13 protein-coding genes and 1 riboswitch are annotated in these 15,230 nt (G+C 69.1%); of the genes, 8 read left to right on the top strand and 5 right to left on the bottom strand.

All coding sequences use genetic code 11. The annotated features are described in order from the left end of the window. Nucleotides 1-42 precede the first annotated feature (42 nt). Both ASG37_RS05465 and ASG37_RS05460 read left to right on the top strand, forming a co-directional pair. The gene (locus ASG37_RS05465; RefSeq protein WP_055756769.1) at nt 43-879 is read left to right on the top strand and encodes a hypothetical protein; all 837 of its coding nucleotides are present in this window, start codon (nt 43-45) and stop codon (nt 877-879) included. After that, entirely contained in the window at nt 876-1,610 is a 735-nt protein-coding gene (locus tag ASG37_RS05460; RefSeq protein ID WP_055756767.1) for a hypothetical protein, read from the top strand. The genes ASG37_RS05465 and ASG37_RS05460 overlap by 4 nt, the downstream gene beginning before the upstream one ends. Here the strand turns inward: ASG37_RS05460 and ASG37_RS05455 are convergent. The 4 genes from ASG37_RS05455 to ASG37_RS05440 are packed head-to-tail and all read right to left on the bottom strand — an operon-like array spanning nt 1,583 to nt 4,783. Continuing rightward, nucleotides 1,583-2,176 carry a GNAT family N-acetyltransferase gene (locus ASG37_RS05455; protein WP_055756765.1) on the bottom strand — a complete coding sequence of 198 codons (594 nt, stop codon included), beginning with the start codon at nt 2,174-2,176 and terminating at the stop codon, nt 1,583-1,585. The genes ASG37_RS05460 and ASG37_RS05455 overlap by 28 nt on opposite strands. Next, nucleotides 2,167-3,009, bottom strand: a complete 843-nt coding sequence (gene hemF, locus ASG37_RS05450; RefSeq protein WP_055756763.1) for an oxygen-dependent coproporphyrinogen oxidase — start codon at nt 3,007-3,009, stop codon at nt 2,167-2,169. Before hemF ends, ASG37_RS05455 begins: the two co-directional genes overlap by 10 nt. A gap of 32 nt (nt 3,010-3,041) precedes the next feature. Further along, nucleotides 3,042-3,821 carry an ABC transporter ATP-binding protein gene (locus ASG37_RS05445; RefSeq protein WP_055756761.1) on the bottom strand — a complete coding sequence of 260 codons (780 nt, stop codon included), beginning with the start codon at nt 3,819-3,821 and terminating at the stop codon, nt 3,042-3,044. Continuing rightward, a complete protein-coding gene (locus ASG37_RS05440; RefSeq protein ID WP_055756758.1) occupies nt 3,815-4,783 on the bottom strand; it encodes a FecCD family ABC transporter permease in 969 nt (322 codons plus the stop codon). Before ASG37_RS05440 ends, ASG37_RS05445 begins: the two co-directional genes overlap by 7 nt. 422 nt (nt 4,784-5,205) lie before the next feature. Between ASG37_RS05440 and ASG37_RS05435 the strand changes: the two genes are divergently transcribed. Continuing rightward, on the top strand, nt 5,206-6,054 hold the full coding sequence (locus ASG37_RS05435; protein WP_055756756.1) for an ABC transporter substrate-binding protein: 849 nt from the start codon (nt 5,206-5,208) through the stop codon (nt 6,052-6,054). Here ASG37_RS05435 and ASG37_RS05430 read toward each other — a convergent pair. Then, nucleotides 6,027-7,958 carry a TonB-dependent receptor plug domain-containing protein gene (locus ASG37_RS05430; RefSeq protein ID WP_235525224.1) on the bottom strand — a complete coding sequence of 644 codons (1,932 nt, stop codon included), beginning with the start codon at nt 7,956-7,958 and terminating at the stop codon, nt 6,027-6,029. The genes ASG37_RS05435 and ASG37_RS05430 overlap by 28 nt on opposite strands. Nucleotides 7,959-8,145: 187 nt before the next feature. Further along, nucleotides 8,146-8,368, bottom strand: a riboswitch (cobalamin riboswitch). A gap of 355 nt (nt 8,369-8,723) precedes the next feature. Between ASG37_RS05430 and kduI the strand changes: the two genes are divergently transcribed. The 5 genes from kduI to ASG37_RS05405 all read left to right on the top strand — a co-directional run bounded on the left by kduI (nt 8,724) and on the right by ASG37_RS05405 (nt 15,197). Continuing rightward, nucleotides 8,724-9,563 (top strand): 5-dehydro-4-deoxy-D-glucuronate isomerase, encoded by an 840-nt coding sequence (gene kduI, locus ASG37_RS05425; protein WP_055756754.1) that lies wholly within the window; start codon nt 8,724-8,726, stop codon nt 9,561-9,563. A gap of 13 nt (nt 9,564-9,576) precedes the next feature. Next, nucleotides 9,577-10,332: a 2-dehydro-3-deoxy-D-gluconate 5-dehydrogenase KduD gene (kduD, locus tag ASG37_RS05420; protein WP_055756752.1), complete on the top strand. Its 756-nt coding sequence runs from the start codon at nt 9,577-9,579 to the stop codon at nt 10,330-10,332. Beyond that, nucleotides 10,329-11,330, top strand: a complete 1,002-nt coding sequence (locus ASG37_RS05415; protein ID WP_055756750.1) for a sugar kinase — start codon at nt 10,329-10,331, stop codon at nt 11,328-11,330. The genes kduD and ASG37_RS05415 overlap by 4 nt, the downstream gene beginning before the upstream one ends. 109 nt (nt 11,331-11,439) lie before the next feature. Beyond that, complete coding sequence (locus tag ASG37_RS05410; RefSeq protein WP_321163603.1) at nt 11,440-14,007, top strand: PAS domain-containing protein; 2,568 nt, start codon at nt 11,440-11,442, stop codon at nt 14,005-14,007. Continuing rightward, nucleotides 14,004-15,197: an MFS transporter gene (locus ASG37_RS05405; RefSeq protein ID WP_055756747.1), complete on the top strand. Its 1,194-nt coding sequence runs from the start codon at nt 14,004-14,006 to the stop codon at nt 15,195-15,197. The genes ASG37_RS05410 and ASG37_RS05405 overlap by 4 nt, the downstream gene beginning before the upstream one ends. The last annotated feature ends 33 nt before the right edge of the window (nt 15,198-15,230 follow it).

Below are 15,230 nucleotides of genomic sequence, written 5' to 3'. Positions count from 1 at the left end.
GGTAGAGCACTCCAATCGGACAAACGGGGAGCGAGCGCAACGATGGTGAATATCGGCACGGTCTGGGACAGGACGGTGGATTTCGTTCGCGACCATCTGGGTTCGGTGACGGCGGTGGTGCTCGCGACGCAATTCGCGCCCTCGGTCGTCAGCGGCAGCCTCGAACGGCTGCGTGGCGAGGCGACCGGCGGCATGGCGGCGGTGTACGGGATCGTCACCTTGGCCGCGACGCTGATCGCGCTGTGGGGGGCGCTCTACCTGATCGGCTATGCCGCGCAGACCACCGGCCGCGAACAGGCGGCGGAGGCGCGGCGGATCGCGACGGGCCGGTTCCTGCCGCTGATCGGCGTGTCGCTGATCCTGCTTGTCGGCTTCTTCATCCTCGCGCTGCCCGGCATCGTGCTGGGCGCGACCAGCGGGTTCGATTTCGTCGCGGCGATGAACGGTACGACGCTCACGCCCGAGCAATACGGCGCGCTGGGTCCGGCGATCCTCTATTTTGCGCTGCTCGCGCTGGTCGCGATCTGGGTGTTCGCGCGGTTGCTGACCGTCAATGCGGTGGTCGCGATGGAACGGCGCGGGCTGGGCGCGATCGCGCGCGGCTTCGCGATGACGAAGGGCATGGCGCTGAAACTGATCGGCCTGCTGATCCTTTATGGCATCATCACCGGGGTCGCGGTGTCGGCGGCGCGCTTCGTCACCGGCGCGATCTTTGCCATCATCACCACGCCGGGCAGCGGGATCGGCATCGGCGATGTCGCCGTCGCCGTCGCGACGGCGGCGGTCAGCGCGGTGCTGGCACTCTATCAGGCAGTGTTCATCGGCAAGCTGTACCGCGCCATCGTCGGTGAGAAGGATGATGCGGACGTCTTTGCATGAAAATTGATATTGGGGCCGCGTGCCGCGAGGCGCTCGGCATCTGGCGGCGGGACCGCGACATGATCGTCGCGGTGTCGGGCGTCTTTTTCTTCCTGCCCAATTTCGCGCTCGCGCTGTTCCTGTCGCGCGGCGACGATCTGGCCGCCGCGCAGCCGGGCGACCAGCAGGCGATGGTCGATGCGTTGCAGGCCTATCTGGTCGGCAACGCCCATTGGCTGGTGTTGCAGGCGGTGGCCGAACTGGTCGGCATCGCGACGCTGCTGGCGCTGGTGCTCGATCCCGCCCGCCCAAGCGTACGCGAGGCGCTGCTGGCTGCGTTCCGCCGCCTGCCGCTGCTGATCGTCGCGATGCTGCTGATCTACGCGGCGAAGCTTGCCGGGCTGCTGCTGTTCGTCCTGCCGCTGCTCTACGTGATCGGGCGGGTGTTCGTGGTGCTGCCGGTGCTGATCGCCGAGCCGCAGCGCCGCTTCGGCGATGCGATGCAGCATGCGATCACGCTGACGGCGGGACAGGTCGTGCCGCTGCTCGCGCTGTCGGGGCTGTTGTATTTCGGTGCGCAACTGGTCGTGCTGCTGCTCAGCGGCACGGCGGGGGCGATCTCGTCGGGCGGGGGCAATCCGGTGACGCTGGCGATGCTGTCGGCGGCGGTCGCGGCGGTCGGCGCGGCGATGTCGGTCGCCTTCACCCTCGTCCGCGCGACCGTCTACCGGCGCTTGTCGAGCAAGGGATAATGCGGCGCCGCGTCGGCCGGCAGGATGCCGGTCGCGCGCGGATCGGCGAAGGTCTCGATCGTCCGCTGATAGGCCACGAACCCCGACCGCCGATAGAAGCCCAGCGCACGCGGATGGTCGAGCGTGCAGGTATGTACCCACACCCGCGTCACCCCCGGCCCCCATGCCAGCGCCAGCGCGTGCGCCATCAGCCAGCGGCCATGGCCCTGTCCGGCCAGCTCGGGGATCAGCCCGACATAGGACAGTTCGCACGCACCGGCGCTGCGATCATCGAGTTCGAGCATCCCGACCTCGAGTCCCGCCCGGTCGACCACCGCCCAGATGCGCACCCTCGCATCGGTCAGGATCGCCGTCAGCGCGTCATCGGCCATCACCAGCCGCGAAAACCACAGCCACGGCCCGCCCACCCGGCGGAACAACGCGCGGTAGCGATCGACCCCCGGCCGCTCCCACCGCACCAGTCTGAGCGGCGATTCCGGCATCGGCGCGGGGTGCGGCCGCCGCGTCATCTCCAGCGAGGTGACGATCGTCGCCACCTCGCCCGGTTCGACCGGGATCAGGCCCATGTGGCGAGCGGCGGCAGGCTCATCAGGATCGCGTCGATATTGCCGCCGGTCTTGAGCCCGAACAGCGTGCCGCGATCATAGACGAGGTTGAACTCGGCATAGCGCCCGCGCCATTCCAGTTGCCGCGCGCGATCGGCATCGTCGAACGCCCGCCCCATCCGCCGCCGCACCAGTTCGGGATAGATGCGCAGGAACGCCTCGCCCACCTCGCGGGTAAAGGCGAAGTCGCGCGCCCAGTCGTCCGACAGATGATCGTAGAAGATGCCGCCGACGCCGCGATGCTCCTGCCGGTGCGGGATGTAGAAATAGTCGTCGGCCCATTGTTTGAACCGGGGGTAATGCGCCGGGTCATGCGCGTCGCACGCCGCCTGCATCGCACCGTGGAAGTCGGCGGTATCCGCGTCATAGGGGATCGGCGGGTTGAGGTCCGCGCCGCCGCCGAACCAGCGTTTGGTGGTACACAGGAACCGCGTGTTCATATGCACGGCGGGCACATGCGGATTCGCCATGTGCGCCACCAGGCTGATGCCGGTCGCGAAGAACCGCGGATCATCGCCCGCGCCATGGATCGACTTGGCGAACTCGCCCTCGAAGGTGCCGCCGACGGTCGAGACATTCACCCCGACCTTTTCGAACACCTTGCCCTTCATCACCCCGCGCACACCGCCACCGCCGGGCTCGCCACTCGGATCGACCCGGTCCCACGGCGTATAGACGAACCCGGCGTCCGATCCCGCCTCGCGCTCGATCGCCTCGAACGCGGCGCAGATCCGGTCACGCAAGTGTTCGAACCAGCTACGGGCGGCGGCTTGCTGTTCGTCGAGCGGCTTCATGGCCAGCGCTGTGGCGGCTGGGGGCAGGGGGGTCAATGGGGCGGATCGCCCCGCACGCCCACCGGCACGATCATCGGCCCCTCCGCACTCTCCCCGAACCACGCGCGGATGCCGAACACCGCCGCCAGATTGGCCGGCGTCAACACCTCGACCGGCGACCCGTCGGCCACCAGCCGGCCCTCGTCGAGCAGCAGCAACCGGTCGCACATCCGCGCCGCCAGCCCCAGATTGTGGAGCACCGCCACTACCAGCGTGCCCGCCTCCGCCTCGGCACGCAGCAGCGCCGCGACCTCGAGCCCGTGGCGCGGATCGAGCGCCGCGAGCGGCTCGTCGACCACCAGCGCCGTGCCCCCTTGCGCCAGCGCCCGCGCCAGCAGCACCCGCGCCCGCTCGCCGCCCGACAGCGTCGTCGCATCGCGGCTCCGCAGGCGCACAACATCGACCCGCGCCATCGCCGCCTCGACCGCCGCCCGATCGTCGTCCCCCATCCGCGACAGCGGCGCCAGATGCGGCAACCGCCCCAGCGCCACCACCCGCTCGACCGACAGTGGCCAGTGCAGCACCTGCCCCTGCGGCAGATACGCCACCCGCCGCGCGATCTCCGCAGCACGCAGGTCCGCCCGCCCGTCGATCGTCACCCGCCCCTGGGTACGCACCAGCCCGAGCAACGCGCGCGCCAGCGTCGACTTGCCCGCCCCGTTCGGCCCCAGCACCCCGACGAGGCTGCCAGGCGTCAGCGTCACCGAGACGTCGTGCAACACCCGCCGCCCGCCCAGCGTCACCGACAGCTTGTCGGTCGCGATCGTCACCATTGCCGCCGGTCCCGCAACAGGTGGACGAGGAACACCGGCACCCCCAGCAGCGCGGTGACGACGCCGAGCTTCAGTTCGGTCGGCGTCGGGATCAGCCGCACCGCGCTATCCGCCAGCACCAGCAGCACCGCGCCCGCCAGCGCCGACGGCACCAATGTCGCCGAGGGCGAGCGGTCGGTGAACGGCCGCACGAAATGCGGCACGATCAGCCCGATGAAGCCGATCGCCCCCGACACCGCCACCGCGCCACCGACGCCGATCGCGATGCCGCCCAGCAACCGCAGCCGCACCCGCCCCAGATCGACTCCCAGCGCCCGCGCGCCATCCTCGCCCAGCGTCAACGCATCGAGCGCGCGCGCATCGACCAGCAGCAACCCCGCGCCGATCGCGACACAGGGCAGCACGATCCACACATGCTGCATCGAGCGATCCTCGATCGAGCCGAGCAGCCATGTCGCGATCTCCATCGCCGCGAACGGATTGGGCGACAGGTTCAGCGCCAGACTGATCCCCGCGCCCGCCAGCATCGACACCGCGATCCCGCCGAGGATCAGCGTCAGCGCACTCTCCCCCCGCCCGGCGAGCGCGAACAACAGCACCAGCGCCGCCAGCGCCCCGACGATCGCCATCCCCGGCAACGCCAGTGGCCATGCCGCAGCCCACCCGAAATACAGCGCGACGACCGCGCCCAGCGCCGCGCCGTTCGACGCACCCAGCACCGCCGGTTCGGCCAGCGGATTGCGCAGATAGCCTTGCAGCGCCGCCCCGCCGATCCCCAGCATCGCCCCCACCAGCAGCGCCACGAGGGTACGCGGCAGCCGCAACTGGAACAGGATCGTCGCGGCGGTCGCATCCTGCCCCGCCACCGCCGCCGCGACGCGATCGACGCCCAGCGCCACCGGCCCGACGCACAGCGACAGCACGGCCGCCGCGATTACCGCCAGCATGAGGACTACCCGCATCACCACATCCGACGGCCCCCGCCCTTGCCGAGGTTCCGTACCCTCAAGCCCTCACCGTATCCCCGCGCAGGCGGGGACCCAGAGCCACAACCACGGGCCGTAGTTTCCTGCGGCCCTGGACCCCCGCCTTCGCGGGGGTACGGCAGGCAGCGACGCACACCCCTCCCTCGCCCCCGGCAGGGGGAGAGGGATGCGCAGACTTGGTCCTTGCATAGCAAGGGCCTAGTCGAAGCTGGGAGAGGGGCCTGCGCTCGTACCAGCGAGCGCGCGAGCCTTCGGCTCGCCCAACCGCAGCTAGCCAGCAAGCTGGCAAGCTGCGGTATCCCTCTCCCCTTGTCAGGAGAGAGGGCAAAGCCGACGCACCTGGACGCCAGCCAACACCTACCGCTTGCCTCGAAGCCGTATTCCCCGCCAATGGCGCGATGCGTCTCGCGATCCTGCCCCTGTTGCTCACCGCCTGCACCGCCGCCCCAGCACCGCCGCGCCACGACCCGCCACGCCGCATCGTCTCGCTCAACCTGTGCGCCGACCAGCAACTCCTGGCACTCGCCGACGACGATCAGATCGCCGGTCTCACACGCCTGTCGCGCGACCCCGCCATGTCCGCCGGCGCGAAGCGCGCCGCGCACCTGCCGATCATCGACGCCACCGCCGAGGACCTGCTCGCCATCCGTCCCGACCTCGTCCTCAGCGATGCCGGCTTCCCCGCGCCCGCCCTCGCCGCGTTGCCGGACACGCCATTCCGCACCGTCCCCCTGAACTGGGTGTCGCGCTACGACGATATTGTCGCGCAACTGCGGCAGGTCGGCGACGCCATCGGCCACCGCGACCGCGCCGACGCGCTTGTCGCCCGCATGGACGCCGCGCTCGCCCAAATCGACAAGGCGGCGGGCCGGGGACAGGTCGCCGCCGACTATCAACGACGCGGGTTCCTCACCGGCAGCGGAACGTTGGTCGACGAACTGATGGGCCGCGTCGGCCTCGTCAATCTCGCCACCCGCCTCGGCAAGCCGGCCCTGTCGCAACTCTCGCTGGAAGAGATGGTCGCCGCGCACCCCGACCTCCTCCTGCGCAGCGAATCGCCGCAAGTAATCGATCGCGGGACCGAGCTGCTCGCCCATCCCGCGATCGCCGACCTCGCCCGCGTCGATCTGCCGCAGGCGTGGACCGTGTGCGGCGGTCCCGCCTATGTCCTCGCCGCCGAACGACTGGCCGATGCGGTGCGTTCGGCGGCGAGCCATCGTCAGAAGCCGGCGCGGATGCCGGCATAGGCCGCGCGGCCCGGCGTGCGATAGGTGAACACGTCCTCGTATTTCGCCGCGAACAGGTTCTCGACCCGCGCGAAGGCGCGCAGGTTGCCCGTGATCCGCGCATCGGCGGCTAGGTTCACCAGCGTATAGTCGTCCAGTCGCACGCGCGGCCCCAGCGGCAGATTGGTGAAGTTCGAATCGAAGCTCTTGCCGTTATAGCGCGCGGTCAGCGTGGCGCCGAACGCATCGCCCGCCGCTGCCCAGGTCAGGTTCGCCGATCCGATATGCGGCGGCCGGCGCACTTCCTCGCGCCCCGCTTCGATCGCGTCGAGATAGGTATAGGCGAGGTCGGCAACGAAGCCGTAGCCCAGCGGCGCATGCGCGAACAGCTCGACCCCGCGCTGGCGCGAGCGCGTCGTCCGGTTGGCGGGCGACACGACGAAGCTCGGCGAAAAGGTCGAATAGATTTCGTCGCGCAGCACCGAGCGGAACAGCGTCGCGCCGAGGCGCACGCCGGCGGCGGGGGTCAGGTCGACGCCGCCCTCGATCCCTTCGGACTTTTCGGGCTTCAGGTTCGGATTGCCGATGAAGCTGCGCGGATCGAAGCCGAACAGTTCGTAGTTGGTCGGGTTCTTGATGCCCGATCCAGCGGCGGCGCGGACGCGGACCAGCGGCGACAGCGCATAGCTGCCACGCACCCGCCACGTCGTCGCATCCTCGAACCGGTTGTTCAGGTCGCGGCGAATCGACGCGCCGAAGCCCGCCTTGTCGCCGACGCGCAGGTCATATTCGCCGACGATGCCGGTGTTGTCGGTGCTGCGGCCGAGGTTGGCGGGCGAGGGCGCGAACACCGCGACCGACCGGAACCGCTCACGCTCGAAATCGGCGGCGACGGTAAAGGCGTGGGTCAACGTGCCCGCGACCAGTCGATAGGTCGAATCATACGCCGCCTTGAACCGCTCGCCGCGATTGTCGGAGGTCAGGTCTCCATCGGTGCGGCTGTTGCGATGGGTGTCGTTCAACTGGACGGTCGCCGCCTGCGTCCACGCCCCGTCCATCAGATCGAGTTCGGCGCGGGCCAGCCCCAGGAAGCTGCGCGAGGTCGTGCTGTCGCTGCCGTCGACCACGAAGCCATAGGTCGGCGAGGTGAAGTCGAAATCCTGCGGATTGGTATCGGCCTGTACCCTTGCATAGCGGCCGGTCGCGAACAGGCGCAGATTGGGCGCGAGGTCATAGGCGAGCTTGCCCGCGAGTTGGCGGTTGCCGGCGCTCAGGTCACGGTCGCCGATGCCACGCCGCGCCGACGGCGTGCCGTCGGTGTCGAGGAACGCACCCGACAGGACATAGTCGAGGCCGCTCGCCACGCCGCCGATCCGCGCCGCGCCGCTGACCGTGCCGAACGACCCGCCCTCGATCCGTCCGCGCACGCCCGGCGCGTCGGCGCCATTGGCGGTGATGTAATGGATCACGCCGCCGATCGCGTCCGAGCCATAGGTCGCCGACTGCTGGCCGCGCAGCACCTCGATCCGCGCGACGTCGTCGGCGATCAGCGTCGCAAAATCGAACTCGCCGAGGAACGGGTCGGACGCCTCGATCCCGTCGATCAGGACCAACGTGTGGTTCGCCTCGGTCCCGCGCAGCCGGACCTGGGTGAAGCCGCCGACGCCGCCTGACCGGCTGACCGCCACGCCCGGCACGTCGCGCAAGATGTCGCTGACGACGCGGGTCTGGCGGTTCTCCAGCGCCTGCGCGTCGAGCAGCGTGTAGCTCGACCCCAGCAGGTCGGCGGGCGTGCCGTCCAGCGCGCGGGTGCCGGTGACGATGATAGGGTCGGCCTCGTCGACCGGCGTATCGCCCGGCAACGCCTGGGCAAAGGCGGACGCGCTGGCGAGCAGCGCGGTCAGGGTCAGCGTGGTCTTCAACATCTGGTCTTCCCCGGGGATGCGCAGGAGCGACACGGCGGGGCGGGCCGCATCGCTGCGGCCATGGGTGGCGCGGCCGACGGCACCCCCCTGGCGCGCGGACCCACGACCAACCCCGGTGCGGCCCCCGCCGCGCATGGGTTCGTCGCTCCACACGGAGAACCGGCCCCGGCCTCCACTGGACCAAAGGCAGAAGCGACCACGCGCCGGCAGGTCTCCTGGCTCGCGGGTCGTCGCGCGGGTCTGACGCCTTCCCGGGAAACCCCAGTGGCTGTCGATCCCTGTTCGGGGACCGACGTGCAGTCGCGCTCACCGCTCACAGTTGCAGGGACAGCCGCGGTCTTGGGGACAGGTCCCCGCACCGCATTCCCGTTTTAAGCTCCCGAAGGAGCACCGGCGTGCATCGGCCCCGGATTTTGCCGGAACCGGCGCGGCCTCTACGCGGCCGGCCCGGCCATAGCAAGCGACCGGCCGGGGGCGGTTCGGGAAACCGGTGTCAGGATTGCGAAGTTGAACACGCGCATTTCACCGGTTTTGGAATTTTCTGTTCGCATTGTGGAAGTGGAGTTCACCCATCGGAATTTATGCCGTGAAATATCACAAATCGCGGATTTCCAACGATCTCCCGGACGACGGCCGGACGCTCCGCAAAAACCGGTCGACGCGGGCGGCAGGCGGCATTAGGACAGGGTTTATCGAGTTCAACGCACAGCGCCGGCAGCGGGGAACACCCCGATTGATACCGGTTTCCCACGTCAGGAGAGAGCCATGTTCGACCGCACATATTACGCCACCCATCCCGACATGATGGAATGCGTCTCGAACGAGGAATTGCGCGACCGCTATCTGATCGAAGGCCTGTTCCGCGAGGGCGAATGCGTCCTGAACTACACCCACGCCGACCGTTTCGTGATCGGCGGCGTCGCGGTGGGCGATGCTCCCGTCAAGCTCCCGACCCAGACCGAACCGAAGTCGGCGGAGGGGCATCCGTTCCTCGAACGCCGCGAGATGGCGGTGGTAAATGTCGGCGATGCCGAGGGCACGCTGACCGTCGATGGTGAGAGCTTCACGCTCGGCAACAAGGACTGCGTCTACGTCACCATGGGTGCGACCGACGTCGAATTCGGCGGCAAGGGCGCGCGCTTCTACATCGCGTCGTGTCCGGCGCACAAAGGCTTCACCACCCGCAAGCTCGGCATCGCCGACGCCAATGCGCTGGAGCGTGGCAGCCTGGAAGAGTCGAACGAGCGGACGATCTTCCAGCTCGTCATCCCCGGCGTGTGCGATTCGGCGCAGCTCGTCATGGGCCTGACCGTGCTCAAGCCCGGCAGCGTGTGGAACACCATGCCCCCGCACATCCACGAGCGCCGCAGCGAAATCTATTTCTACTTCGAACTGCCGACCGAGAATGACAAGGTGTTCCACTACATGGGCGAGGGTGAGGCGATGCGCCACATCGTCATGGGCAACGAGGAAGCCGTGATCTCGCCGCCATGGTCGGTCCACATGGGGTCGGGCACCCGCGCCTATGCCTTCATTTGGGCGATGGCCGGCGAGAACCAGGACTATACCGACATGAAGGTCCTCGACATCTGCCAGCTCGCGTAAAGGGTTGAGAACGATGGTAAATCCCTTCGACCTCACCGGCCGCGTCGCGGCGATCACCGGAGCCAACACCGGCATCGGTCAGGCGATCGCGCTGGCGCTCGCCGCCGCCGGGGCCGATGTCGCGCTGATCGGTCGCACGCCCGCGACCGATACGGCGGACAAGGCACGCGCGCTCGGGCGCAAGGCGGAAATCGTCTCCGCCGACCTGTCGACTATCGCGCCCGTAGCGGGTGTCGTCGAGCAGACGCTCGACACGCTCGGCGGGCTCGACATCCTCGTCAACAACGCCGGCATCATCCGCCGCAACGACAGCCTCGACTTCACCGAAGAGGACTGGGACGCGGTGATCGACACCAACCTCAAATCGGTGTTCTTCCTCAGCCAAGCCGCTGGCCGTCATATGGTGGCGCAGGGCCGGGGCAAGGTCATCAACATCGCGTCGATGCTGACCTTTCAGGGCGGGGTGCGCGTACCGAGCTATACCGCATCCAAATCGGGCATCGGCGGCCTTACCAAGCTGCTGGCGAACGAATGGGCGGCCAAGGGCGTCAACGTCAACGCGATCGCGCCGGGCTACATCGCCACCAACAATACCGCCGCATTGCAGGCAGACGAGACGCGCAATCGTCAGATCCTCGAACGCATCCCGGCGGCGCGCTGGGGCGATGCCGGCGATCTCGGCGGGGCGGCGGTATTCCTTGCCTCGGCAGCCTCCGACTATGTAAACGGCCATGTCCTGGCGGTCGATGGGGGGTGGCTCGCGCGATGATCCTGTGTTTCGGGGAACTGTTGCTGCGGCTGACCGCGCCGGGCCGCGAACTGCTGATGCAGAGCGGCCGCTTCGACGTGAACGTCGGCGGGGCGGAGGCGAATGTCGCGGTCGGGCTAGCCAATCTCGGCCATGCCACCGCCTGCGCCAGCGCAGTCCCCGACAGCCCGCTCGGGCGCGGTGCCGTTGCGGCGATGCGTGCGCAGGGGGTCGATTGTTCGCGGGTGCTGACCCGCGACGGCCGGATGGGGCTGTATTTCCTGAGCGTCGGCGCCGGCTTACGCGCCTCCGACATCGTCTATGACCGCGCCGGATCGAGCTTCGCGACGACCCCGGCCTCGGCATGGGACTGGGACAAGCTGCTCGACGGCTGCACCCGGCTGCACCTGTCGGGAATCACCCCGGCGCTGGGCCATGAAACCGCCAACGCCGCCATCGCCGCCGCCGAGGCCGCGCGGGCCAAGGGGCTGACCGTCTCGTTCGATGGCAACTACCGCGCCCGGCTGTGGGACGCATGGGACAGCGATCCCCGCGCCGTGCTGACCCGGCTGGTGGGCCTCGCCGACCTGTTGTTCGGCAACCACCGTGACGTATCGCTGCTGCTCGGCGAGCAATTTTCGGGCGATGGCGAGGATCGCCGGCGCGAGGCGGCGCAGGCTGCCTTCGCGGTCTTCCCCAACCTCAAGCACATCGCGTCCACCGCGCGGCACGTCGACGACGCCGATCACCACCGGCTGTCGGCGCGGATCGACACGCCGACCCACGCCGTCCAGACCGAGGAAGTCGCGATTTCGGGCATCGTCGACCGCATCGGCGGCGGCGACGCCTTTGCCAGCGGCGTGCTCCACGCGCTGATCTCAGGGCAGGACGAGGCGACCGCCGCGAGCTGGGGCCTTGCCGTCGCCGCGCTCAAACACTCGCTACCCGGCGACGCCAGCCTGTTCCGGCAGGCGGACATCGATGCCTTCCTCGAAGGCGGCCTCGACGTCCGGCGCTAAACCGGTTTCCGGGTAAAAGCCCATCCCGAACCGACGCTTGTGCCGGGACAGGCGAACCGGCAAGGAACGGGTGGGGGAAACCCGCGTTTCTGGACCGATGCGAGGTGACGTGAGCGATAGCGAGGGCGCGACCGGACCGGCCGCACGCGAGGACCGGCGCATCGCCCGTGAGATCGCCGGACTGGCGGGGGGCACCGACCCGTTCGTCGCGGCAGTGCGCGCCACGCGCATGCCGATGATCATTACCGACCCGCGCCTGCCCGACAATCCGGTGGTGTTCGCCAACGACGCCTTTTGTCGCCTGACGCAATATACCCGCGACGAGATCATCGGCCGCAACTGCCGCTTCCTGCAAGGCCCCGACACCGATCCGGCAAGTGTCGCGCGCATTCGCGACGCCGTCGCGAACCAGACCTCGATCGAGATCGACATCCTGAACTATCGCAAGAACCGCGATCCGTTCTGGAACCGCCTGCTGCTCGCCCCGGTCGACGATGCGAACGGCGACCTCGCCTATTTCTTCGCCAGCCAGGTCGATGTGACGATCGAGCGTGAGCGACTGGAAGGACTGGAGACGAGCAACGCCGCGCTGATGGCCGAACTCGCCGGGCGGTTCCGCGAACAGGAAGAACGCGAGCGTGAGATGCACTTCGCGCTGGAGGCGGGGCGGTTCGGCACCTGGGCGCTGGAGCGCGGGACCTGCCAGCTCACCATGTCGGACATCTGCCGGGCGAACTGCGGTTTTCCGACGGACTATCCGCCGTCGCATGCCGAGGTGCTGGCGATCGTCCATGACGACGACCGCGCCGCCCTGACGGCCGCGATCGAGCGCAGCTTTGCCGGCGAAGCGTTCGAGAATGAGGCACGTATCCGCACGCCCGACGGCGAGCGTCGCTGGATCGCCAGCCGGGGGCAGCCGACGATCGGTGCCGATGGCGGCGTCACCCGCCTGACCGGCGTGTCGATCGACGTCACCGCCTACAAGCGGCTGGAGACGATGCGCGCGGCGATGGCCGAGCTGAACGACACGTTGCGCCCGCTCGACGATCCGGTCGAGATGACCGTTGCCGCAGCGCGTATCATCGCCGGGGCGCTGGCGGTCGACCGCGTGGGATATGGCGTGGTCGATCGTCAGGCGGAGACGATCACGATCGAGCGCGACTGGAACGCGCCCGGCGTCACCACCATCGCCGGGACGCTGCACTTTCGCGATTACGGCAGCTATATCGACGATCTGAAACGCGGCGAGACGGCGGTGGTCGAGGATGCCCGGCTCGATCCGCGCACCGCCGCCACCGCGGCGCAGCTCGAATCGATCAACGCGCGCGCGTTCATCAACATGCCGCTGACCGAACAGGGCGGGCTGGTGGCGCTGATCTATGCCAATCATGGCGAGGCGCGGGTGTGGCGCGACGACGAGGTCGCCTTTGTCCGCGAGGTGGCCGAGCGGACCCGCGCCGCCAGCGAACGCCGCCGGGCGGAACGCGATCTGGCGGCGCTGGCCGTCTCGCTCGAACAACAGGTCGCCGATCGTACCCACGCGCTGGTCACGGCACAGGATGCACTGCGCCAGAGCCAGAAGATGGAGGCGATCGGCCAGTTGACCGGCGGCGTCGCGCATGATTTCAACAATCTGCTGACGATCGTGCGCTCCTCGGTCGATCTGCTGCGCCAGCCGACGCTGACCGAGGCGCGGCGCGAACGCTATCTCTCGGCGATCAGCGACACCGTCGACCGCGCCGCTAGCTTGACCGGACAGTTGCTCGCCTTCGCCCGCCGATCGGCGCTGCAACCGAGCGTGTTCGACGTGAACGCCGCCATCGCCGCGCTCGGCGACATCGTCCGCACGCTGGCCGGATCGCGGATCGAGGTCGTCGTCTGCCCCAGCGGCGATCCGGCGTTCGTCGATGTCGATCCCAACCAGTTCGATACCGCGATCGTCAACATGGCCGCTAACGCGCGTGACGCGATGCAGGGCGAGGGGCGGCTGACGATCCGGATGACGAGTGTCGATGCGGTCCCCGGCATGTCCGGACCCGCCGGCGCCCATGTCGCCGTCGCGATCGAGGATAGCGGCGGCGGGATCGACGACGAGGTGCTGGCGCGCATCTTCGAGCCGTTCTTCACCACCAAGGGGCTGGGCAAGGGCACCGGGCTGGGGCTGAGCCAGGTGTTCGGTTTCGCCAAACAGTCTGGCGGCGAAATCCGTGCCGACGGCACGCCGGGCGCGACGGTGTTCACCCTGTATCTGCCGCAGGTCGATGCGCCGGCCCCGACCGGGCAAATGGTGCGCGACGATCCGGGCGATACCAGCGGGCAGGGCTTGCGCGTCCTGGTGGTCGAGGACAATCCGGTCGTCGGGACCACCACCGCGCAGGCGCTGGAAGAACATGGCTTCGTCCCGGTCCATGTCCCCGACGGGCAGGCCGCGCTCGACCGGCTGGCGGCGGAGCCGGGGGCGTTCGACATCATCTTTTCCGACGTGGTGATGCCGCGGGTCGACGGACTGGAACTGGCGCGGCGGGTGCGCGAGCGCTGGCCGGCGCTGCCGGTGCTGTTGACCAGTGGGTATAGCGACGTGATCGCGCGGCAGGGCACCAACGGGTTCGAACTGCTCCACAAACCCTATACCATCGCGCAGGTCGCCGCCGCGCTGCGCCGCGTCGCCGGACGTTGAGCTTCGCCGCGCCGGGCCGGGGCTTCGTCGCGCTCTATACGCTGGCCTATTGCGGGCTGTTCGTCGCGTTCATGCCGTTCGTCACCATCTTGTTGCAGGTGAAGGTGGCGGCGATCGACCCGGCCGGGCGGGTCGCGCTCCTGGGATGGGTGGTGCTGGGCGGGGCGGTGGTCGCCAGTATCGCCAACATCGCCGCCGGTTGGATCAGCGACATCGGCTGGCGGCGCAGCGGAACCCGCCGTCCGACGATCGCGGTCGGGCTGGTCGCGATCGTCATCGCCTTTGCCGCGATCCATGGCGCGACCACGGCGGTGACGCTGCTGGCGGCGGTCGCCTTCTGGCAGGTGGCGCTGAACCTGATGTTCGCGCCGATGGTCGCGGTGCTGGCCGACGAAGTGCCCAACCGCGCCAAGGGGCAGGTGAGCGGGCTGCTTGGCATCTCGCACCCGGTCGGCGTGCTGTCGGCATCGGTGGTGACGTTGCCGCTCTTCGCCGATGCCGCCGCGCGCTACACCGCCAATGTCGTGCTGATGGTGGCGATGATCGTGCCGTTCCTATGGGCCGCGCGCGAACGGGGAATGGGGAGCGACGCCGGGCCGGACACGGTGATCGCCACCCCGCCGGTCGGCCGGGCCGATCTGATCCGCGCTTGGGTCGCCCGGCTGGCAATGCAGGCGGCGGGCAACGGCCTGACCGCCTATGCCTTCTTCCACTTCGCCGATCGCTGGCAGGGCGGCGGTGATGCGGCGGGGCCGGTCGCGCGGGCGATGGCGGTCGTCACCGGGGTCGCGGTGGTCGCGACGATCCTTGCCGGTCGCTGGTCGGACCGCATGGGGCTGCGGCGGCCGTTCCTGGGGCTCGCGACGTTGCTGGTCGCAGGCGGGCTGATCGGCATGGCACTGTCGCAGGGGTTTGTCGGGGTTAGCGTCGCCTATGGCGTCTGCACCATCGGCCTGTCAGTGTTCCTCGCGCTCCACTCCGCGCTGGCAATGCAGTTGCTGCCGTCGCCCGCCACGCGCGGACGTGATCTGGGCGTGCTGAACCTCACCAACACGCTGCCGGCCTGTGTTCCCCCGCTGCTCGCCGCGATCGTCCCGCCGGGAAGCGGGCTGGGGCCGGTGTTCGTCGCGCTGGCCGGGGTCGCGGCGGTCGGCGGTGTGCTGGCATTGTCGATCCGCAGTCGGAATTGAGCGACGGATAAACTTCCCGCCGCCCGGTGCGTT

The sequence above is a fragment of the Sphingomonas sp. Leaf407 genome (assembly GCF_001425385.1).
Classification (GTDB): Bacteria; Pseudomonadota; Alphaproteobacteria; order Sphingomonadales; family Sphingomonadaceae; genus Sphingomonas.
This window is presented reverse-complemented; position numbering and strand designations above follow the sequence as displayed.

Excerpts from the sequence above, each read along its gene's own strand:
- kduD (WP_055756752.1), top strand. The coding sequence starts at position 9,577 with ATGGTAAATCCCTTCGACCTCACCGGCCGCGTCGCGGCGATCACCGGA.
- ASG37_RS05465 (WP_055756769.1), top strand. The coding sequence starts at position 43 with ATGGTGAATATCGGCACGGTCTGGGACAGGACGGTGGATTTCGTTCGC.
- hemF (WP_055756763.1), bottom strand. The coding sequence starts at position 3,009 with ATGAAGCCGCTCGACGAACAGCAAGCCGCCGCCCGTAGCTGGTTCGAA.
- ASG37_RS05440 (WP_055756758.1), bottom strand. The coding sequence starts at position 4,783 with ATGCGGGTAGTCCTCATGCTGGCGGTAATCGCGGCGGCCGTGCTGTCG.
- ASG37_RS05460 (WP_055756767.1), top strand. The coding sequence starts at position 876 with ATGAAAATTGATATTGGGGCCGCGTGCCGCGAGGCGCTCGGCATCTGG.
- ASG37_RS05455 (WP_055756765.1), bottom strand. The coding sequence starts at position 2,176 with ATGGGCCTGATCCCGGTCGAACCGGGCGAGGTGGCGACGATCGTCACC.
- ASG37_RS05430 (WP_235525224.1), bottom strand. The coding sequence starts at position 7,958 with ATGTTGAAGACCACGCTGACCCTGACCGCGCTGCTCGCCAGCGCGTCC.
- kduI (WP_055756754.1), top strand. The coding sequence starts at position 8,724 with ATGTTCGACCGCACATATTACGCCACCCATCCCGACATGATGGAATGC.
- ASG37_RS05435 (WP_055756756.1), top strand. The coding sequence starts at position 5,206 with ATGCGTCTCGCGATCCTGCCCCTGTTGCTCACCGCCTGCACCGCCGCC.
- ASG37_RS05415 (WP_055756750.1), top strand. The coding sequence starts at position 10,329 with ATGATCCTGTGTTTCGGGGAACTGTTGCTGCGGCTGACCGCGCCGGGC.
- ASG37_RS05445 (WP_055756761.1), bottom strand. The coding sequence starts at position 3,821 with ATGGTGACGATCGCGACCGACAAGCTGTCGGTGACGCTGGGCGGGCGG.